Genomic DNA, 20,308 nt, shown 5'->3' with positions numbered 1-20,308 from the left:
AGTCTAGTTCGGATATCGGATATCACGCATCGGGGGAACGTCGACCCGAGCCGCAACCAGTACCCCATCGCCCTCCCTTCGCCCCCACCGACCGGGTTTGATGCTGGATAGGCATCACCCGACCGAGGAACACGCGCTCCGCCGCGCCGTCCCGACGCGGCGGAGCGGTCCCTGGGTAGGCGCACAACGGGGGGCACCTGCACCAAAAAGACCAGGAACGCCAGAAGGAGCCAGATGAGGACACATTATTCTGTTGAGGGCCGTCCCACAAAGACACCCTCATCTACTAAGGGAGATAAAATATCTTATTCCTGTCCTCGATCTAGTGGCCAGCACGGCAACCGGAGCGACGCGGGCAAGGACCACGCGGGCAGCGAGAACGCCGAGGGGAACGAGAACGCCGAGGGCGCTGGGGATAACAAGGACAACAGCACAGGAGCCGGCGACGCCGGGGAGCTGGATCGCCCGAATGGCGCCGACGGCCGGGTACGGTCGCCCGGCCGGGATGGGACGTGGTGGCGCCGGGCCGTGCTGTACGAGGTGTACCTTCGCAGTTTCGCCGATTCCGATGGCGACGGGGTCGGCGATCTGGAGGGGCTGCGGCGGCACCTGCCCGTGCTGGCCGAACTCGGCGTCGACGCGATCTGGATCACACCCTTCTACTCATCCCCCATGGCCGACCACGGGTACGACGTCGCCGACCATCGCGGCGTGGATCCGCTCTTCGGTGACCTCGCGGACCTCGACGCCGTGCTCGCCGACGCCGCCGAGGCCGGACTCGCCGTGCTGATCGATCTCGTGCCGAACCACTCGAGCTCGGCGCACCCGGCGTTCCAGGCGGCGCTCGCGTCCGCGCCGGGCAGTCCCGAGCGGGAGCTCTACATCTTCCGCGACGGCCGAGGCCCCAGCGGCGAGCAGCCTCCGAACAACTGGGAATCGGTGTTCAGTGGATCGGCCTGGACGCGGGTGGCGGACGGCCAGTGGTACCTGCACCTGTTCGACGCCGAGCAGCCCGACTGGAACTGGGATCATCCCGCCGTCCGCGCGGACCATGCCGCGACGCTGCGGTTCTGGCTCGATCGGGGGGTCGACGGGTTCCGGATCGACGTGACCCACGGGCTGGTGAAGGACACCGAGCTACGGGACAACCCGCCCGGCGCCCGGTTGGCTCCGGACAGCGGGTTCCGCGAGGAGCACGAGCCCCGGGTCTGGGACCAGGACGGGGTGCACGAGATCTACCGCGAGTGGCGCGCGATCATCGACGAGTACACCGCCCGCGACGGGCGTCCCAGGGTCCTGATCGGGGAGACCTGGGTGCGCGACCCGGCCCGGCTCGCCCGCTACGTGCGACCGGACGAGCTGCACCTGACGTTCTCGTTCTCCCTGCTGAGCATCCCCTGGTCGGCGGCGGCCTGGCGGGCCGCCATCGATGCCGAACGCGCCGCGCTGACGGCGGTCGGCGCGCCGGGCACCTGGGTGCTCGCCAACCACGACGTGGTGCGTCCGGCGACCCGTTACGGCGGCGGTCCCACGGGGACCCGCCGCGCGCGCGCCGCCCTGCTCACGCTGCTCGCACTGCCCGGCACCGCGGTGCTGTACCAGGGCGACGAGCTGGCGCTGCCGCAGGCCGAGGTGCCGCCGGCCGCCCGTCGCGACCCGATCTGGACGCGGTCCGGGGGCACGTCGCCGGGCCGGGACGGCGCCCGGATCCCCCTGCCGTGGTCGGGGGACACGCCCCCTTACGGATTCACCTCGGCCGGCGCCGACCCGTGGTTGCCGCAACCCGCCGACTGGGCGGACCTCGCGGTCCTCGCGCAGGCGGCCGACCCGATGTCGACCTGGCTGCTCGTGCGCAGCGCGCTCGCCCTGCGCCGTGCCCTCCCCCACCTGCGTGGCGACGACCTGCGCTGGCGGGACGACGCCCCGGCCGGATGCCTGGCCTTCGACCGCCCCGCGCCAGCAGGCTCGTCGGTGCCCCCAGCCCCGTCCACCTCGGTGGGGCCGGCCAATATGACCTGCGTGATGACGACCGAGGGGGAGGTGGCGGTTCCGCTGCCCGGACGGCTGGTGCTCGCCAGCGGACCGGTGGGGTACGACGGCGCGACCCTGACGCTGCCCCCCGACACGACGGCGTGGATCGCGCCCCGCGACGGCTGAGAACACCCGTCGCCCAGATCGGGCCGCACCGCGTGCCGCAGAATGGACGAGTGAGCCAGTCTCCTCCGCGCACTCTCCCGGTCAGCTCCTTCTACGACGCCGCCGGCGGCGAACCGACGTTCCGGAAGCTGGTCGCGCGGTTCTACCAGGGTGTGGCAAATGATCCGGTACTGCGCCCGCTCTACCCGGAAGAGGATCTGACCGGCGCCGAGGAGCGCCTGCGCATGTTCCTCATCCAGTACTGGGGTGGCCCGACCGACTACCAGGAGCAGCGCGGGCATCCTCGGCTGCGGAGGCGGCACGGCCCGTTCGCGATCGGCCCGGCGCAGCGGGACGCCTGGCTGAAGATCATGCGGGCCGCGGTCGACTCCCTGGACCTGCCGCCCGATCTCGACAGGCAGCTCTGGGGCTACCTGTCGATGGCGGCGAACTCGCTGCAGAACCGCCCCGACTGACCGCTCGGTGCCCGCGGGCACAGCCGGGCAGCCGGTCGGTCGGTGCCCGCGGGCACCGGCCGGGCGGCCGGCCCGGGTGCGCTCTCAGTCCCGGGTGAGCTTGCGGTAGGTGACGCGGTGCGGGCGGGCCGCCTCCTGCCCGAGACGATCGATCTTGTTGGTCTCGTAGTCGGCGAAGTTCCCCTCGAACCAGAACCAGCGCGCCGGGGCCTCGTCGGTTCCCTCCCAGGCCAGGATGTGGGTGGCGACCCGGTCGAGGAACCAGCGGTCGTGGGAGATGACCACGGCGCAGCCGGCGAACTCCAGCAGCGCGTCCTCCAGGGAGCGCAGCGTCTCCACGTCGAGGTCGTTGGTGGGCTCGTCGAGAAGCAGGACGTTGCCGCCACGCTTGAGGGTGAGCGCGAGGTTCAGCCGGTTACGCTCCCCGCCGGACAGCACACCGACGGGCTTCTGCTGGTCGGGCCCCTTGAACCCGAACGACGACACGTACGCCCGGCTCGGGAAGTCGACCTTGCCGACGACGATGTGGTCGAGGCCGTCGGAGACGACCTGCCAGACGTTCTTCTTCGGGTCCAGGCCCGAGCGGGTCTGGTCGACATAGGCGATGTCGACGGTGTCGCCGATGACGAGCTCCCCGGCGTCCGGCGCCTCCTGCCCGGTCAACATCTTGAACAAGGTCGTCTTACCGATGCCGTTGGGGCCGATCACGCCGATGATGCCGCCGCGCGGCAGGGTGAACGACAGGTTGTCGATGAGGAGCCGGTCATCGAAGCCCTTGGTGAGCCCCTTGGCCTCGATGACCTGGTTGCCGAGCCGGGGGCCGGGCGGGATCTGGATGTCCTCGAAGTCGCGCGGGCGCGCCCGGTCCGCCTCGGCGGCCAGCTCCTCGTAGCGGGCGAGGCGCGATTTGCTCTTGGTCTGGCGGGCCTTCGGGTTGGACCGGACCCACTCGAGTTCCTGGGCGAGCACCCGGCGCCGCTTGGCGTCCTTCTGGCCTTCGACCTTCAGCCGGGCCTCCTTGTTCTCCAGGTAGGTGGTGTAGTTGCCCTCGTAGGGCAGGGCACGGCCCCGGTCGAGCTCGAGGATCCAGCCGGCGACGTTGTCCAGGAAGTACCGGTCGTGGGTGACGGCCAGCACGGCGCCCGCATAGCGGGCGAGGTGCTGCTCCAGCCAGGCGACGCTCTCGGCGTCGAGGTGGTTGGTCGGCTCGTCGAGCAGGAGTAGGTCGGGAGCCTCGAGCAGGAGCTTGCACAGCGCGACCCGGCGGCGCTCACCGCCGGAGAGCAGGGTGACGTCGGCATCGCCGGGCGGCAGCCGCAGCGCGTCCATGGCCTGGTCGAGCTGGCTGTCGAGCTCCCAGGCGTTCGCGGCCTCGATCTTGTCGATGAGCTCGGCCTGCTCGGCGAGGAGGGAGTCGAAGTCCGCGTCGGGCGCGGACATCTTCTCGTTGATCTCCTCGTAGCGGGCGAGCACCCGGCGGATCTCGCGCACGCCGTCCTCGACGTTGCCGCGGACGTCCTTGGTCTCGTCCAGCGAGGGTTCCTGGGCGAGCATGCCGACCGTGTAGCCGGGGCTCAGGGTCGCCTCGCCGTTACTCGGCTGATCGAGGCCGGCCATGATCTTGAGCAGGGACGACTTCCCCGCGCCGTTCGGGCCGACTACCCCGATCTTGGCTCCGGGGAGGAACGACAGGGTCACGTCATCGAGGATGACCTTGTCGCCATGGGCCTTGCGCGCTTTGCGCATCTGGAAGACGTACTGCGCCATGCCATCAACCCTAGGGCATCGCGCCCGCGTTCCTCACAGCGGTGATCGGTGGCCCGTCGGCCGACGCCGGGGACCGGGCGGATCATCGGGTCCGCCCGGTCCCCGGACGGCATCCGGTGGGTACCACACCACAAAGAAGGGCACGGACTGTGGGGGCGACCGCTGCATGGGGACGACCACTGAAACGGAGATGACGAGCGCGGGGAGGACGGCATGCTCGCGAGTGACCATCGGCTCGGGCTGGCGGCCGAGGCGTTCATCTTCGGATATCCCCTGGTCAGCAATGTCCGGCTGAGCGTACGGACGGCAGCTGAGGGAATCGGGCCGATCCGGCCCGCCGGGTACAACGCCTTCGCTCACGAGACGGAACCGCCCGCGCCACTGTCCTGCTTCGTCAGCGTCGACAACGACGCCCTGTGCTCGGTGGCCGAGGTCGACCTCACGCCGGGTCCACTGGTCCTGCGGATCCCCGACACGCCGGATCGTTACAGCGTGATGATCTTCATGGACGCCTGGCGGAACAACTTCGCCTACGTGGGACGGCGAACCACCGGCGGACGGGGTGGGCGCTATCTGCTCGTCCCGCCGGGCTGGACGGGCAGCGCGCCCGCGTCGCTGGCCCGCATCGAGGCGCCGACCCGGCTGCTGACGCTGATCAACCGGTTTGGCTTCGACGGCCCGGCGGACATCGCGGCGGTGTCCCGGCTGCAGGAGGAACTGGACCTGAGCCCGCTGGATCCCGAGGCCCGCCGGGCGGAGGGACCGCCGGAGCACTCGAAGAGGGTCTGTGACGACCTCCGGTTCTGGGAGGAGCTGCGCATCTGGCTGCGCGCCTATCCTCCGTCGCGGGCCGAGGCCGAGTACGCCCGCCACTTCACCTCGCTCGGGATCCTCAACGATCCTTCGCCGTACATCGACCCCAACCCGGGCCTCGCCTGGTCCCTGCGCACCGGGCTGCGCGCCGGCCGCGACGAGCTCGAACGGGTGGCGCACGCCGGCCGGGCGCTGACGAACGGCTGGGTGAGCACCCCGCATGCCCTCGACTTCAACCTGGACCGACTCGGACCGGGCACGATCGACGATCCGGCCTGGCGGATAAGCGATCGGGCACAGGCCCGTCTCGCCCGGGCGATGGCCGCCCGGCTGCCGCGGGGCGCGACGCACGGCTACGAGGAGATCCAGGCGAGCCGTGCCATCGACACGGACGGCCGTCAGCTGAGCGGGGCCCACCGGTACCTGCTGGAGCTGGTGCCGCCGCCGCAGGCCGCGTTCTGGTCGCTGACGATGTACGACGCGCCCGAGTACTACCTCGTCGAGAATCCCCTGCACCGGTATTCCCTGCGGAGCGGCGACCGCGATCTGCGCCGCGGTCCGGACGGCTCGGTGCGCATCCTGCTCCAGAGCGATCCCCCGGAGGACGGCAGGCCGCTTGACAACTGGCTGCCCGCGGCGGCCGGCGATTTCCGGCCCGTCCTACGGATCTACGAGCCGGGGGCCGACGTCCTCGACGGAACGTACGTGCTTCCTCCCATCCGCCGCATCGACCGATCACCGGGCCGGCCGATCATCAGGCCGACCGCTCACCGGGGCATCGGGGCGCCGGGGCAGGCAGGTTACCCGGGCGGGCAGATCAGCCTCGACGATCATCGATGATGATGCGCAGCGGCGGCCGACGTCCCTCGCCGACCTCATCGACCTCCCCCAGGGATCCGAGCACGGTGACCGGCGGGCCGGCAGCCGGCCGGGAACCGTCCGACCGGGAACCGTCCGACCGGGAACCGTCCGACCGGGAACCGTCCCGTGCGGCCAGCCGCACGGGCAGCACCTGCTGATCAAGGAAATGATCCCGTCCGGAAGGGCTCGTCGCGTAGTAGGCCACGGTGATGGAGGTGCCCCGGCCGTCCCGCACGGTGCTCGCCGACGGACGGCCGAGGGATCCGGAATGCACCGGGGACCGGCCGGAGTCGTTGCGGTCCATCGTGGTGCCGCCGGGGCTGTCCGTGCCGCCGGCGATGTTGGTGATACTGGTGATATTGGTGACGTCGGTGATATCGAGGCCGTCCGCGTCGACGGTGAGGATCATCGAGGTGGGGATCCGCGGATGGACCGGAATCGACAGGCGGCGGGCACCCTCGGTGAGCACGACGCGGGCGGAACGGGCGCCCGCGGGCGCGGCATCCACTCGCAGGGTCACCGCCACCCGCCTGCCGCTCCTGACCGCCAGCCGTTCGACCCGCGCGGTGGAGGGCGAGGCGGGTGAGCGGCCGTATGCCGATGCCAAGCGGAGCAGGTAGGCCGGGCGGTCCGCGTGGTCAGCGGCCACGATGAGATCGTCGACCCCCCGCGACACGGCGAACAGGACGGGACCGTCGAGCTTCGGCCCGTTCGCGGTCACCGGAGTGGGATGCCCGAGAAACGGCGGGTTCACCGCGACGAACACGAGCGGGTCGCCCGGCAGCCGATCCAGCATCGCGCTGAGGTCACGGTCGTGCCCGGTAAGCGTGAGGTTGGCGCGCACCGCCCCGACCAGGACGACGGCCGTGAGCGCCAGGATGCCGGCGCCGGTCCCCGCGACGGCGGTGAGCCCGAAGCGGTGTCCGCGGGCGAAGACGGCTTCGCCGGCCCTGACCAGGCCCTCCGCGCCGAGGTGGACGAGCGGGATGAGCACCGGGACCAGGTAGAAGGGGCCGACGTAGCGGATGCCGCCCCACAACTCGGCCGCGTTCCACGCGCCCCAGAAGCCGACGTATCCGCCCAGGAAGAGCAGCCCACCCGCACCCAGGACCGCGGCGGGTGCGGACAGCTGCCGCCGAGCCGCCACGACGATCGCGCAGCCGGCCAGCACTACTCCCCCGCAGGCCCAGCCGCCGAACAACCACAGGTGGTCGCCAACCGACTGCAGCCCTTCGACCAGGCCGAAGTCGTGCCTGCCGTCGCCGGGATACAGCTTGCGCAACCCGAAGCCGATCGTGTCGTCGGGTTCGAGGAGCGCGAACGGCAGCCGCAACGGGTCACCGGTGGCGGCGGCGTTGCTGAGCAGGACGAGCACCATGGGCGCGGCGAGCCCGCAAAGCAGCCACCGGCACAGCCACCAGCGCCCGCCCGTGGAGGTCAGGACCAGCCAGATCGCGAGCGGAGCCAGGAGCAGGACGACGTCGTACGGCCGCACCGCCGCCGCCACGCCGAGGGCGAGGCCCGCGACGACCACCGGTGCCGCCCGTTGGCGGCGCCGTCCCCGCAGCACTCCCAGGACGGTCACCTGCAGCAGCACCAGGGTCGGCAGGTAGCTCAGCACCATCGCGCTCTGGAGGATCACCAGCGGGGAGAAGGCGAGCAGGGTCGCCGCCAACGCCGCGGTCCGCCGGCTGCCGGACAGCTCGGCGCCCAGTAGGTAGGTGACGACGACCGCCGCCATGACGATCATCGCAAGCGCCGGATCGATGCTTCCCGTCAGCACGATGCCGATCGCGAAGATCGCGGGTACGAAGGGCGTGTACTTCAACACGTAGTGATCGCCGACAACGGTTCCCAGCCATGGCAGGTAGGACCGCGCCGGGTCCGGGGCGGGCGGGAACAGGCGGCCCTCGGCGAGGGTCCTGGCATGCAGGAGGTAGATGCCCTCGTCGTTGTTGACCGACAGGAACGGGAACACGGTGTGCCGGAGGACGACGGCGACCGCCGCGCTCAGGACGGCGAGCACCATCACGTACCGGGCGGGCCCCGAGATGCTCGCGAGACGAACGCGCAGCCGCTGGACGGGAGCCCGCCGACCGTGAGCGTCGTCGGAAGCCGGCGGCCCGGCCGGCGGTTGTTCGCCGTCCGGCCGGGACCGCGGCGTGTCGTTCCGGGGCTCGGCATCACCCCTGGGCGCGGCGACGACCACCGATCCGGGTGTCGCGTGCGCAAGGCCGCTCTCCAAGCCGGGACTCACGACAACCTGCGCATCGATGACGTCGAAGGGCGCCTGCGGCTCTGTCCCGGGTTCGGCGAAGACAGGCCCCGTCTGCCCCATCTCGTGCCGGCTGCTCATCCACGGCACGGTACCCAGCGCCCTTGGCCGCGCCGGACGCAGGTCGGTCCGACTCGCCCTCCAGGTCCCCGCCATCGGCGGCTGGACGATCAGGAGAGGTCATGGGAGGAGGAGGGAAACGACTGCCAGGGAGAATCGTCGACCGTCACCGCGGACGGGCGCGGTTCGCCGGGCGCCACACCCGCGCCCTGGAGCCGCCCGGCACCCTCCGGCGGTCCCGCGACCATCGACGCCATGGCCGTCGCGGCAGATGCCGCTCCGGCCGCATCCGCATCCGCACCAGCGACCGGGAAGCCGGCCAGAGCGCCGTGCTCGGATCCCACCAGAGCGGATCCCACCAGAACGGACGGATCACTGGGAACACCCGTCGCGGCCGCCGCCCCCGCGGGGGCGGAGCCCGGGCGACGGGCAAGTCGCTCCGAGCGAGCCGCATGCCAGGTGAGCTCGGTTCCGACCGCATCCGCGTCGATCTCGTAGGTAACCCGCCGTTCCCCTTCGCCCGTCTCGAACGACCGCTGCCGCAGCCGGCCGTAGACGAGCGCACGATCACCCCGGACGAGGCTGGCAGCGACGTTGTCCGCGAGCTGGCGCCAGCAGGAGACCCGCAGGAACAGCGTGGTTCCGTCGACCCAGCGGCTCTCGGAACGATCGAACCGGCGGGGCGTCGACGCGAGGCGGAAGGTGCATATCGACGCACCGTTGGCCGTCATCCGATGATCCGGATCGTCGACCAGGTTGCCGACAAGCGTGATGGTCGTCTCGAGCATGGCGTGCTCCTCGGGTCAGGGACGGATCCGCCGGGCTGGCCGCGAACGGCCTCTCCCACAGTGAGCCGTCACGGCGGCTTCGGAAACCCTCGGTTGGTCGTCTGTGGATAACGAGGGTTCACCCACAGGCCCCGCATCCCCGGACGTGCGCGCACCGGCACGCTGACGTCCGGACCCCACGCCGGTCCGCGACGCCTCCCGTCTGCCCACCTGCCGCGGACGCCTCAGCGTCGTACCTCGACCTTCCCCGGAGCTCGACCTTCCCAGGAGACGGCGCGTCCCCGCGTGTTCGATGCCTGGTCGAACCTTGCTACCCTGTTGTAGCTCCCCGGTGGGCCCATCCCCTGCAAGCGCGCCCGTAGCTCAGTGGATAGAGCGAGTGCCTTCTAAGCACCAGGTCGCAGGTTCGATCCCTGCCGGGCGCACTCGGGGATCAGGCTCGCATGCTGCGCCTTTTCGATCCCCTCGTCAGGTCTGCCGGGAGGCCGAGCCCCCCGGCACCCCCCACGTGCAGCAACCGGTGTAGCAACGAGTCAGGGTCGGGGCCCGGTCAGGTGGCCGTCGAGCCGGCCCAGGGCCCGCCGCTTCTCCCCCATCGAGGCGTGCGCGTAGATCGTCATCGTGACTTCGATCGCCGAGTGGCCCGCGATGTCACGGACGATGTGCGGCGGCACGCCAAGATCCAGCAGAAGCGTCACGCACGTGTGCCGCAGTCCGTGGAACACCACGGCGTCGAGCCCGGCCGCCTGCCGCAGCGGCATCCAGAAGCGGCGCAGGTTGTCCGGTTCGATCGCCGTTCCGATCTTCGTGGTGAAGACGTGGTCGGTCGTCACCCACCGGTCGCCGGCCGCTTCCCGTTCCGCCTGCTGGAGCTTGCGATGCTCGGTGAGCGCGTCAGCCACCAGGCCCAGCAGCGGCAGCGTGCGCTCCGAGTCCTCCGTCTTCGGCGGGAGCAGCCGCAGTTCCCCGCCGACCCGCTGGAGCGTGTGACGGATCGTCAGCGTCTCCCGGTCGGCGTCGATGTCCGACCACTGGAGCCCGAGCAGCTCCCCGCGGCGCATACCGAGGAAGAGGGCCAGGACGAGCAGCGCGTACAACCGATCGCCGGCCGCCTCGTCGAGGAGCCGGTGCGCCTGCTCCACGGTCAGGCCCCGGTCGACGTTGTAGCGCGGCGTGGAGACCTGCACGAGCTTCGCGACGTTCCGCCGGATCAGTTCCTCGCGCACGGCCGCCTGGAGAGCGTTGCGGAGCACGGCGTGAACGACCTGGACCTGACGCTTCGACGGACGCCGGTTGCAGCACCGGCCGACCGCGCAGCAGCGCCGTTCGCCTTCCGGCCGCGCCTTGTCCCGGCTCATCTCGCAGCACCGGCAGGTGGTTTCCGTCCGCCGGATGAACTGCCGGACGTCCGCGCCATTCAGTCTGTTCAGCCGCTTTTTCCCGAGGCCCGGGATGAGGTAGAGCCGGACCGCCTTCTCATAGGTGACATAGGTGTTCGGCTGGCGGTTCGGCTTCACCGTCTTCTCGAGCCAGACCGTCAGGAACCGTTCGACGGTCCATCCGGTGGCGTCCGCCGGAATGCCCTGATCAGAGTTGGACTGAAGCTCCGTCAACTTGCCGCGGACGATCTCTTCCGACTTGCCGTAGACCGGACGCCGCTTGGTCGTCCCGTCGGGCATCAGGACGTAGGCCGCGCCGACCCACAGGCCATCGCCGCGTTGGTAGATGGAGCCCTGGCCGTTGGCGCGCTTCCTGCGCTCCTTGCGCCGGCCGTTCGACGGGCCGGGGGTGTTGCTGGGCATGGGTGGGTTCTCCTTGCCGGAAGAACGGGACAGGTTCAACCGGGCCGCAGGTGGCGTCGCCCGGTGCCGGTTGGGGTTCCGTTCTCTGGCGTGGGAATGGTCTGTCGGGGCGCCGGCCGCGTCCAGGGCGCCTACGGCGTCGCTACGCGATCGACCTTCGGTCGACCCTGGACACGTCCGACACCCCGACAGCTTGAAACGCCACCAGAGAACGGAAGAAAAAATGGGGGGTAGGGCAGGCAGGAGTGCCGTTACGGACGGGTGATGTTCGCCGCCGCCGGGTCCGTCTCAGGCTTTCCGTGCGCGGGGACCATTGCCGGAAGTCCGGGCACCTGACGGAACACGAGAACCGCGTTCACGTCGCCGTAGTGCTCGGTGAAGAAGGCGTCCGCGGGCAGGGTCGCGAGGATCGCCACCAGGTCGCCGACGTCCGCGCCGGGCCGGATCGTCAGCTCGTGGTCACCGGTGCCGGTCGTGCGGGTCGCGACGAGCGGCGAGTCTCCGCCGGGGGTGCGCCACGCGCCGAAGTTGCCGGAAGAGAAGATGTTCATCAGGGCTTCGCTCCTGTTGTAGCCAGGGGTGAGGTCTCAGGCCCCGGTCGGGTGTTCCAGCACCCACCGGGGCCGCCTTGCCCCGGCACCGCCCAGGAGCGAGACCCGGCTTCGGATTCTTCGGCTGAACACCGAAGCGGAGCCAGTTCGCGCAGGTGGGCGAGCACGGTTCGTAGCGCAGCGCCGCCGCCAGCCGGTCGACATGGCGCCGTTGCGCGTCGGACGTGGCCGCGTGACAGGCGTCGAGACTCTTCGTCAGGTACTTGCACAGGTAGCCGATCATCCGGCCGCTGTTCGCCGAGTTCGCGGTCACGCCGTCCGCGCGCAGTTGCGGGCCGAAGCGGACGACGTGGGACGGTTCGTCCTCGTCCCCGATCGCGTCCAGCGCCTCATCCCAGGTGGGCAGCGGACGGGCCGTGTCCGGATCGAGGTAGCCGGCCGCCTCGTCATCCCAGAGGGGAAGGTGACCGTCCCCGTAGACCGGCCGGTCGACCGGAGGCCACCAGACCTGGTGATAGGTCGCCGCCGCCACCTGGCGGAGCAGCAGCCGCGGGATCGTGCCCCGGATCGCCGCATGCAGGTGCGGCGCGAGCCGCCGTTGCGGTTCGAGCGCGGCGAAGTACTGGACATCCCAGCCGACGGCCCGGCGGAGGTTCTGCCAGAACCGGTCGATCAGCTTCGGGAAGTGGATCGCGTCCCGCGCCGCCCGCCGGTAGTCGTACGACGCCGGGTCCACCGGAGCCCCGTCGGAGTTCACCCGGCCTTCGGTGTCGCAGGTCAGCGTCAGGAACATCGACGGCCGCCACACCGTCCCATCCGCCGCCTCGAAGACCCGCCCGACCGTGCGCTTCTCCACGGGAAATCGAGGCAGGTCGGGCGCGTCCTGCCGCCGGCGGGTCGACCGAGCACGACGAGGACGATCCCGATCCTTCGGGGCAGCCTTCCCCCGCACACCGAGCGCGTTGAGTTCAGCGTCCACCTGGCCGATCAGATCGTCGATCTCCGCGACCCCCGCCGGGTCGCTGTCCCCTTCGGCCTCCCGCCGGACGACTTCGAGATCAGCCCGGAACCCGGCGAGGATCTTCGCGTCGTCCGACGGCGGGTCCGGGTCGGGAACCGGTTCGTCGTCGAGATGCCAGCCGGCCTTGCACTGCGCCATCCGCAGCCGCCGCGCCTTCTCGGCACACGGCGGGCACTTGCTCGCCAGGGTCGCCCCGCACGGCACGGGAACGATCGAGGTCTCGCCGGTGTCCAGGTTCGTCCGGCGCATGGCCAGGGGTCGGACGCACACGCCGTTCTCCACGGCGACGGCTTCGACGACCTCACGAGCGAGCGGCATCCGCATCCGCGCCGCCCGGGAGCCCGGACGATCGTCACGATCGTCACGGCCGGTGGGCTCACAGTGGGCGGCCGAATCGGTGCCGGTGGCAGGGGTGGTCACGCGGGAGGGTCCTCCGTGCCGTCGGGAATCTGGTGTCTGCCGGGCGGATCGGTGGGTCTCACGCGGCCGGATCGAGAGGCTCACCGTCCGGCCACTCCCCGCCGTCCCGGTCGACGAGGTCGGCGGGGATGTCGGGCACCCAGCCGCCCCGAACCGGCCGGTACCGGTCGACGGTCCGCGCGATCTCCCCGTCGTCGACGTAGGCGGCCCGGACCGGGAACAGGTCCCGGAACGGCAGGACCTCCTTCCGCGGGTCCTGCACCGCCGCCACCACCACGACACCGGGTGCCCGACTCTGGGAGAGCAGCAGCGGCAACGCCGCCCCGATCCGCTTCTTCACGTCCCGGTCGGTCACATACGCCGTCAGGGAAGCGATCTCATCGACCACCACGACGATCAGCGGCTCAGCGACCGTCGGGACGTGCAGCCGGGTGGTTCCCGCGAGCCGGGCGGTCCGGTCCCGCATGACGCTCACCGCGTCGTCGAGGAGATCCGCGATCGCGTCGGTGTCGGCCGCGAACCGGGCGAACAGCGGCTCCTCGAAGGCGAGTTCCATCCCGCCCTTCGGGTCGCACACCCACAGCTCCACCAGCCCCGCCCGCACCGCCGGACCCAGACCGCGGACGAGCGACCACAGCACCGAGCCCTTACCCGCCCCGGCCGTCCTCGCACCGTCCGACGGGCACCGCCGACAGCCCGGCGAGCAGCCGCGACGCACGCCCGCCACGGCGGACGAGAGCGGAGGGAACAGTTCCGGCAGGGTCAGAGCCGGCATCGTCGGCGGAGTCGTCCGGATCGGTGGTGTCGTCCAGGTCCGGCGGAGCGACCGGCCGGGTCAGCGGATCCCGATGGTAGAAGGAGACCCGGACGAACCGAAACGTCTCCGCCCGCACCTGGCAGCGCCGAGCCCGGAACACGTGCCGCAAGGCTTCGGCCTGCTCCGCCCAGTCCGCCGGGGTCTGCCCCGGCAGCAGCTCCACCCGCAGCACGTCCACCGACCGCGACGAACGGATCTTCCGAATCCGCGGGAAGTACTCGTCGAACGTCACCTGATCACCGGTCGACGTCGGCACGCGGATCGCCAGGTCGGTGTGCACCATCGCCGGCTTCCAGCGCCACCGGTAGACGAACGTCAGCCGCGCCCGCCCCCACACCCACCAGGCCACCGGCCCGAACGACCGCGGATGCACCCGCCACCACACGACCGCCACCAGGACCAAGGCCGCGACGAGCACGGCCAGGCCGACGAGCCCGACCCGATGCACCACCAGAAGCAGGCCGACCACGAACGCCACGGCGACGCGGTGACGCCAGCAGCCCCGCAGCGCCAGCCACATCGCCTTGCCGGCCACCGCCACCAGCAGCATCCACACCGGCACGCGCACCTTGTCGGCCCGCGAGGGAACCCGCGGGAAACGCTGGTCACCGTTGATTCTGGACATGGCAATACCACCTGTTTTCGAGCGCACGAAACACAGACCGATGGGATTGACGAAAAGGAGAGAGAGGCGAGAAACGGGAATTCGTTTCCTCGCGACGCCGACGACCAGCGGGAAAACTACGCGGCGCGCGGCCCAGCCATGTCGTCAACCGGAGCCGCCACCGCCACCGCCGCCGCTTCGGCGGATTCCGCGGCTTCCTGGGATTCGAACTGGAACTTCTCGTAGGCGATCAGGTAGTCGTTGACCGCCGCGAGCAGCTTGTACGCGAAGTCAGCGTGCCGGGCATCCGGTTCCCGCCCCAGCGCCGACACGCTCAGGCTCACCCGCCCCGCGTCCACGACCAGGATGGGTGCGCGGTCGGGGTAGGTGTGGCAGGTCACCAACCAGTCCGCGCCGACGGACAGGCCGAGCGTCGCGTACGACTGCTTCGGCTCGCCGCTCACGCCGCCGCCCCCGTCCGCCGCAGCGGGCCGACCTGCCGCAGACTCACCGCACGCAGGGCGTACCCCTGCTTGGGGAACTTCCCGTTGGTGTCCACCCACGGTGTGATCGTCAGCCCCTCGAACTGCACCGGCCGGAACGGCGTGCCCGGCATCGCCTCCGGCAGGACCGGCTGCACCTCGGCGGCGATCTTCACCTTCAGCTCCGCCTGCCGCGCGGCCGGGTCCGCGTCCAGCACGCGCACCACCCGGACCCGCTCGCCGGTGTTCGGATCCCGCTCCTGCGAGTCGGGAGCGTTCGCCTTCACCTTGTCGTAGTCGTTCGCCGCCTCCACGCCGAGGACGAACGCCCCCGCCGGGAACACGTCCTCGAAACGCACCGGAATGCGTCGCGGTACCGCCATGGTTCGTCTACCTCCGTAGGGTCAGCCCCGCCGCCGGTACTCCGGCCACCGTCGGGCAGCACCTACTCTGAACCGCTCACGAACCGATCGCCAAGCGCTTTCGTATCTATGTATACGGACTGCGGATGGAAATTATCCGGTGACCGTCTGGAATACGTTCCCACGACAACGTTACCTTTGACGTGTGACAAGCGAACGGGGGGTTCCGCCGTACACGGCGCGAGGCAAGGTCGAGGGTGAGGACTGGCAGGCGGTCGCCGACGCCCTCAACGCGAGGATGAACCAGAAGCGGATGGGACAGCAAGCACTCGCCACCGCCTCGGGCGTGTCCGTCGCGACGCTGCGCCAGCTCCAGCGCGGAGCCCACGGCCGCCGGGTCCAGGACGCCACACTGGCCGCCGTCGCCCGCGCCCTGGACTGGCCGGACGACCACCTGGTCCGCGTCCTCGTGCATGACGAGCAGGCCGCGGGGACGGCGCCAGGCGACGGCCGCGAGAGCCAAGGAGGGCCGGGACCGCGCACCGACCGGCAGATCCTCGCCGTCCTGCTGCGGATCGAACAGCGTCTCGCCGATCTCTCCGAACGCCTCACCCCCGCCGAGGCACCCCGGGCCGGCCGAGGCCACAACAACGACGGGCCGGCCCCAGCGGAGTAACCCGCCGGAGTCGGCCCGTCGAAGTCCGGGGCGCCGCCGTGTCGATCAGCCGGGCGCCCTGACTGCCGGAACCCCGATCGCGTCGAGCACGGCCCGGCGGACCGCTTCGAGCGCCTCCACCTGCCCGGCCCGGAACGCGGCCCGCTCACCGCAGGTCATCCACCGCGAGTCCGGCCGGATCGGGTCCCGGTCGAGCGCCGCCCGCAGCGCCGCACCCCCACAGCCTCGTCGCGACGGTCCCGGGCCGCCTGTCCCGACCGGCGCACGGTCACCGGCCTGCACCCGGTAGACGAGCACCACATCGACGTCACCGAACGACTCGGAGAACGTCAGCCCGGCCGGCAGCCGGGACACCGCCCGCAGGAGATCCTCCGACCCCGACCCCGGCTGGACGACGAGCGCCCACTCGTCCGGCCCCCACGGCATCATCACGACCGCCGACAGCGTCTCCCCCGCACCACCGGCGCCGTCACCGGCAGCGGGCAGCGGCGGAAGGAACGGACCCGACCGGGCCGCCGCACTCACGGCCACCGCCGACGGTCCGCGAAGCGCGCCGCCAGATCATCGGACCTATACCTCGTCCAGTCGACGGCCGCCGGCCGCACGTCATGGACGAAGAAGCGGAGCGGGGTGACCTGGTAGTCGTGCCAGCCCTGTTCGATCGCGAACAGATCCGCCGCTGTCGCCCCGGGGAAGGTGATGACCGTGTCCCGTACCCGGCGGTCCCCGCCCGGCTCGAAGCGGACGACGCCGAACAGCAGCGGACCCGGGTCACCTCCGCTCCCCCTGTCGAACATCACGATCCGTCCTCCCCTGGTCGGTGGCGTGCGACAAAGCGCCGGAACCGGCCCGCAACAGGTGTCCGTGGCGCAGCGGAACCGACGCCCGCCCACCGTCCAACCGGACAGCCGGTCACGGAAGGCCGCCGGCCGTATACACCGAGACTTCCGATCTATACGGAGACCGGATATGCTCTGCGCGCCCGATCGAGGACAGACGGTCGGCGCACCTACCGTCCGGAGGCCGCCATGGTGTCCGTCCGTCGTCCGTTACCCCAGACCCCGCCGGGGCTCTGGGAGCGACCCGAGATGGCCGACGCACTCGCCCGCCGCGACATCGGCACCGTCTTCAAGATCTATCGCCAGTGGACCGGCGCCACCCAGACGCAGATAGCCGCCGTGTGCGGCCTGCCGCAGTCCCACGTCAGCGACATCATGAACGGTCGCCGCCAGGTCACGAGCCTGGAGATCTTCGAGCGCATCGCCGACGGCATCGGCCTCCCCCGCGGACGCATCGGGCTTGCCGAAAGACCGGGCGCCGTCCCCGAGCCCCGGACCGAACCCGGGTCGCCGGCCGCGGACGTGCCGAGCGATGTCGTGCGCGTCTACCCCAGCCGCGCCGCCGTTCCCGCCGAGCTGTGGCGGACGCTGTTCGCCGGTGCGCGTCACCAGGTCGACGTCCTCGTCATCGCCGGCCTGTTCCTCCCCGACGGGCACGCCGACTTCACGACCGTTCTCCGCCGCAAGGGCACCGAAGGCGTGGCCATCCGCTACGCCCTGGGTGACCCGGACTCCCCCGCCGTCGCCCTACGAGGCGACGAGGAGGGCATCGGTGACGGTCTCGCCGCCCGGACCCGGATCACCCTCACCTACCTGGCATCGTTACGCGACGCCCCGGGCATCGAGCTGCGGCTCCACGCCACCACGCTCTACAACTCCATCTACCGTTTCGACGGCGACATGCTGGTGAACACCCACGTCTACGGCGCCCCCGCCGCGCACTCCCCCGTCATGCACCTACGCGCCCAGCCCGGCGGACTCTTCGACCACTACGCCGCCAGCTTCGAGCGCATCTGGGCCACCACCGAAGGAGCCTGAACCCTCTTGGCACGGATCGACTACTTCAACGACCCGAACGCCCCCAAGGCCAACAGCGTCGTCCCGTCCGTGACGGCCGTCGTCACCGACGAGGCCGGGCGGATCCTCATGGTTCACAAGACCGACAACGACCTGTGGGCCCTGCCCGGCGGCGGCATGGATCTCGGCGAGTCCATCACCGACGCCGCCGTCCGCGAGACCAAGGAAGAGACCGGCATCGACATCGAGGTGACCGGACTCATCGGCGTCTACACCAACCCGCGGCACGTCCTGGCCTACGACGACGGCGAGGTCCGCCAGCAGTTCTCGCTCTGCTTCACCACCCGCAACCTCGGCGGCCAGCTACGTACCTCCAGCGAAACCAAGGAGGTCAAGTTCGTGGCGCCCGAGGACCTGGACACGCTGAACATCCACCCGTCGATGCGACTCCGCATCGATCACTACCTGGAGAACCGGGCCACGCCCTATCTCGGCTGAACCGCCGCCAGCCGCGCGGTTGTCCGCTCCACGGTGGCTCGCAGGTCCGCCCGCGCCCGGGTCACCGACCGGTGCACGATCGATCCGTCGCCGTAGCGGGACAGGATCTCCGTGATCCGTTCGTCGAAGGTGAACCGTTGGCCCTGCGGGCCCGTCGTCATGTCCGCGGCGCACAGCGCGTCCATCACCGGCGACACCTCCAGCTCCCACGCGGAGAGCTCCGCCGTCAGACCCCGTTCCTCGGCTTCATATCGAGCGCACGAGTGGTGCGCGACCAGGGCACACAGCCGCTTCGGCGCTTCCTGCGCTTCGAGGAACCGCGCACCGTCCACGGGGTGGAACCGTAGGTGCCCGATCGGCGGGGCGTACCCGATGTCATGCAGCCAGGCCGCCGCGACGAGCAGATCACGCTCCTCCGGATCGACGGCCGCGGACACCTCACGGGCAGCCGCAGCCACGGCCTGCACATGCCGCCACCGATCCCCCAACGGGGTCAGCAGCTCGCTCGCCAACCGCTCAGCAACCGCTACCTCCACCCGATCACGGTACGGCGAGCACCACCAGGCCGTCAGCGAGTGCCCGAGACTGCCGAATTGCCCCAATTATGATCAAGCGCGGCGCAGGACCTACGCCGCGCGACGGCTGCGCGTGGCGCTGGCGCGCCATGCTCGCCGGCGCGTCGCCACCCCGCATAAATAAACGTAGATCCGTCCGCTAAAGATCTATCGAACCGTCTGTCGACTATTCTTCTTGTCGCCACCCTCTTCCCACTCAAAAATCACTTGCCATTGCGTAACGGCATCAAGACTCGAAGAAAGAGAGAATCTCAGCACTGCGCCAGGCCCGAGATAAGATATAGATTGCCCCTGCCCTTCCACAAATGGAAGCTCAGAGCCGACGCGCGGGCCGTCGTAGTCGAAGTTAAATTTCAGATTTTCGGCGGTCGCAGTTCCTTCATTTCGGATCACCAATGTCTCAAGGGTGCGATAGTTCGGCCGACCAGACGAAGTATAGCTTGAAATCTCACGCTGACGGTCGACTTCGGCGACAGGAATGGCACCTACCTGGACCGGTGGCGACGCACTATCCTCAATCGAGACAGCGAATTTGTCCCTCATCACCCGCGTAAGCGCGGCACTGACGCGCTGCGATAGTTCAGCTTCCGATCCATAACTATCACACAGACCTCGACTATTCAGATTATCCTTGAAGGTTCGCAATCGTGAGTACTGATCCAGATCAACGCTATTAAGCACGATCGGAATATCCGAGAAATATACCAAGGTCGGCTTTTTGGCCGCGATGAAACGTTCGATCTCTTCGGCTGTCCCCGATAGCCCATCCTCGGTCGGAGTACCGAGCCGACTCCAAAACGTTCCAATAAGGACGTCAGCGTGATCCACAAGCTGCTTGTTGATTACTCGCTGAGCAGTTGCCTCCATCGACGGCGTAGCATCCCGCTCCCACATCGTCGGCAGGAGGACTACTTTTGAAGTCTCGGCATTCAAGCCATTCCACTGACCCGTGGTCTCTCGAATTATTTCTCGGGCATTCCCGGTGTCGCCAGGTGACGCAATGAGAACTCGAACTACAGTCGCTTGAAAAGTCATCACTTCCGCCTAATATGCTACCGATAAGCTGCGATTAGCGTGAGATGGGCCGCGGGATACCCGACAGATGCGTCTGCCATGACGCCTTGCGCGTCTTTTCTCATACTGCGCTCCGCTGCACGACGTTGCGACCGCGGGATCACATCCATACCAGGTAGATCGAACAAGTTTTCACGGTCTCCCTTGCGAAGTATACGTTGAACTTTTCCGACAATCGTCAGTTCAGCTTCCGAAGGAAGACTTCGAATGAAGTTCTCGTTATCGAGAACAGAGATGAACTTGTAGCGAGGAGTCGCCCCAACTGAAATAACCACCTTGGACGCCGAGTCGTCGGTCATCTTCCGAAGGGCAGAGAACCCATCAATCGCTTCCGTCATCTTTTTGTCTGGCTCTTGGCCGACCGACTGCATAAATCCGGCCAGCTCCCGAACTA

Annotated in this window: 19 protein-coding genes, 1 tRNA gene and 1 pseudogene; 7 read left to right on the top strand and 14 right to left on the bottom strand. The window is 69.6% G+C overall.

Annotation, left to right across the window (positions count from 1 at the left end; all coding sequences use genetic code 11):
• Positions 1-234: 234 nt before the first annotated feature.
• Together AC08OV_RS06205 and AC08OV_RS06200 are read left to right on the top strand one after the other, a co-directional pair.
• Complete coding sequence (locus AC08OV_RS06205) at positions 235-2,157, top strand: glycoside hydrolase family 13 protein (RefSeq protein ID WP_476612891.1); 1,923 nt, start codon at positions 235-237, stop codon at positions 2,155-2,157.
• 32 nt (positions 2,158-2,189) lie between these two features.
• Positions 2,190-2,612 (top strand): globin, encoded by a 423-nt coding sequence (locus AC08OV_RS06200; RefSeq protein ID WP_476595532.1) that lies wholly within the window; start codon positions 2,190-2,192, stop codon positions 2,610-2,612.
• An 84-nt stretch (positions 2,613-2,696) separates the two neighbouring features.
• Here AC08OV_RS06200 and ettA read toward each other — a convergent pair whose 3' ends face one another.
• Positions 2,697-4,379 carry an energy-dependent translational throttle protein EttA gene (ettA, locus tag AC08OV_RS06195; protein WP_476612892.1) on the bottom strand — a complete coding sequence of 561 codons (1,683 nt, stop codon included), beginning with the start codon at positions 4,377-4,379 and terminating at the stop codon, positions 2,697-2,699.
• Positions 4,380-4,592: 213 nt separating this feature from the next.
• Here ettA and AC08OV_RS06190 point away from each other — a divergent pair, with 213 nt between their 5' ends.
• Positions 4,593-6,032, top strand: a complete 1,440-nt coding sequence (locus AC08OV_RS06190) for a DUF1254 domain-containing protein (protein ID WP_476612893.1) — start codon at positions 4,593-4,595, stop codon at positions 6,030-6,032.
• On the opposite strand, the gene AC08OV_RS06185 is transcribed toward AC08OV_RS06190, so the two are convergent.
• Positions 6,010-8,409: a DUF7846 domain-containing protein gene (locus AC08OV_RS06185; RefSeq protein WP_476612894.1), complete on the bottom strand. Its 2,400-nt coding sequence runs from the start codon at positions 8,407-8,409 to the stop codon at positions 6,010-6,012. The two genes, AC08OV_RS06190 and AC08OV_RS06185, sit on opposite strands and share 23 nt — an antisense overlap.
• Before the next feature lie 89 nt (positions 8,410-8,498).
• On the bottom strand, positions 8,499-9,176 hold the full coding sequence (locus AC08OV_RS06180; protein WP_476612895.1) for a single-stranded DNA-binding protein: 678 nt from the start codon (positions 9,174-9,176) through the stop codon (positions 8,499-8,501).
• Between the two features lie 352 nt (positions 9,177-9,528).
• Between AC08OV_RS06180 and AC08OV_RS06175 the strand changes: the two genes are divergently transcribed.
• Positions 9,529-9,601: transfer RNA gene (locus tag AC08OV_RS06175), tRNA-Arg, on the top strand.
• A gap of 108 nt (positions 9,602-9,709) precedes the next feature.
• Here the strand turns inward: AC08OV_RS06175 and AC08OV_RS06170 are convergent.
• The 6 genes and pseudogenes from AC08OV_RS06170 to AC08OV_RS06145 all read right to left on the bottom strand — a co-directional run bounded on the left by AC08OV_RS06170 (position 9,710) and on the right by AC08OV_RS06145 (position 15,256).
• Positions 9,710-10,978: a tyrosine-type recombinase/integrase gene (locus tag AC08OV_RS06170; RefSeq protein ID WP_476612896.1), complete on the bottom strand. Its 1,269-nt coding sequence runs from the start codon at positions 10,976-10,978 to the stop codon at positions 9,710-9,712.
• Between the two features lie 251 nt (positions 10,979-11,229).
• Positions 11,230-11,529 (bottom strand): hypothetical protein, encoded by a 300-nt coding sequence (locus tag AC08OV_RS06165; protein ID WP_476612897.1) that lies wholly within the window; start codon positions 11,527-11,529, stop codon positions 11,230-11,232.
• Complete coding sequence (locus tag AC08OV_RS06160; protein WP_476612898.1) at positions 11,438-12,970, bottom strand: replication initiator; 1,533 nt, start codon at positions 12,968-12,970, stop codon at positions 11,438-11,440. Before AC08OV_RS06160 ends, AC08OV_RS06165 begins: the two co-directional genes overlap by 92 nt.
• A gap of 58 nt (positions 12,971-13,028) precedes the next feature.
• A pseudogene (locus AC08OV_RS06155) lies at positions 13,029-14,412 on the bottom strand (FtsK/SpoIIIE domain-containing protein).
• A gap of 116 nt (positions 14,413-14,528) precedes the next feature.
• Entirely contained in the window at positions 14,529-14,855 is a 327-nt protein-coding gene (locus AC08OV_RS06150) for a hypothetical protein (RefSeq protein WP_476612899.1), read from the bottom strand.
• Positions 14,852-15,256 (bottom strand): plasmid replication, integration and excision activator, encoded by a 405-nt coding sequence (locus tag AC08OV_RS06145; protein ID WP_476612900.1) that lies wholly within the window; start codon positions 15,254-15,256, stop codon positions 14,852-14,854. Before AC08OV_RS06145 ends, AC08OV_RS06150 begins: the two co-directional genes overlap by 4 nt.
• A gap of 184 nt (positions 15,257-15,440) precedes the next feature.
• Here AC08OV_RS06145 and AC08OV_RS06140 point away from each other — a divergent pair, with 184 nt between their 5' ends.
• Complete coding sequence (locus AC08OV_RS06140; protein WP_476612901.1) at positions 15,441-15,911, top strand: helix-turn-helix domain-containing protein; 471 nt, start codon at positions 15,441-15,443, stop codon at positions 15,909-15,911.
• 45 nt (positions 15,912-15,956) lie between these two features.
• Here AC08OV_RS06140 and AC08OV_RS06135 read toward each other — a convergent pair whose 3' ends face one another.
• Both AC08OV_RS06135 and AC08OV_RS06130 read right to left on the bottom strand, forming a co-directional pair.
• Positions 15,957-16,442, bottom strand: a complete 486-nt coding sequence (locus AC08OV_RS06135; protein WP_476612902.1) for a hypothetical protein — start codon at positions 16,440-16,442, stop codon at positions 15,957-15,959.
• On the bottom strand, positions 16,433-16,708 hold the full coding sequence (locus AC08OV_RS06130; RefSeq protein ID WP_476612908.1) for a hypothetical protein: 276 nt from the start codon (positions 16,706-16,708) through the stop codon (positions 16,433-16,435). The genes AC08OV_RS06135 and AC08OV_RS06130 overlap by 10 nt, the downstream gene beginning before the upstream one ends.
• Positions 16,709-16,999: 291 nt before the next feature.
• On the opposite strand from AC08OV_RS06130, the gene AC08OV_RS06125 reads away from it, so the two are divergent.
• Complete coding sequence (locus tag AC08OV_RS06125; RefSeq protein WP_476612903.1) at positions 17,000-17,788, top strand: helix-turn-helix domain-containing protein; 789 nt, start codon at positions 17,000-17,002, stop codon at positions 17,786-17,788.
• 6 nt (positions 17,789-17,794) lie between these two features.
• Entirely contained in the window at positions 17,795-18,265 is a 471-nt protein-coding gene (locus AC08OV_RS06120; RefSeq protein ID WP_476612904.1) for an NUDIX hydrolase, read from the top strand.
• Here the strand turns inward: AC08OV_RS06120 and AC08OV_RS06115 are convergent.
• The 3 genes from AC08OV_RS06115 to AC08OV_RS06105 form a co-directional block, all read right to left on the bottom strand.
• On the bottom strand, positions 18,253-18,801 hold the full coding sequence (locus AC08OV_RS06115) for an HD domain-containing protein (protein WP_476612905.1): 549 nt from the start codon (positions 18,799-18,801) through the stop codon (positions 18,253-18,255). The two genes, AC08OV_RS06120 and AC08OV_RS06115, sit on opposite strands and share 13 nt — an antisense overlap.
• 186 nt (positions 18,802-18,987) lie before the next feature.
• Positions 18,988-19,875, bottom strand: a complete 888-nt coding sequence (locus AC08OV_RS06110) for a hypothetical protein (RefSeq protein WP_476612906.1) — start codon at positions 19,873-19,875, stop codon at positions 18,988-18,990.
• Positions 19,876-19,892: 17 nt separating this feature from the next.
• Positions 19,893-20,308, bottom strand: a 416-nt coding sequence (locus AC08OV_RS06105) for a DUF6414 family protein (protein ID WP_476612907.1), incomplete at its 5' end; no start/stop codon positions are given.

The organism is Frankia sp. CeTa3Moorea, assembly GCF_978021225.1.
The sequence above is the reverse complement of the archived record's forward strand: the minus strand, read 5'-3'. Positions and strand labels throughout refer to the sequence as shown.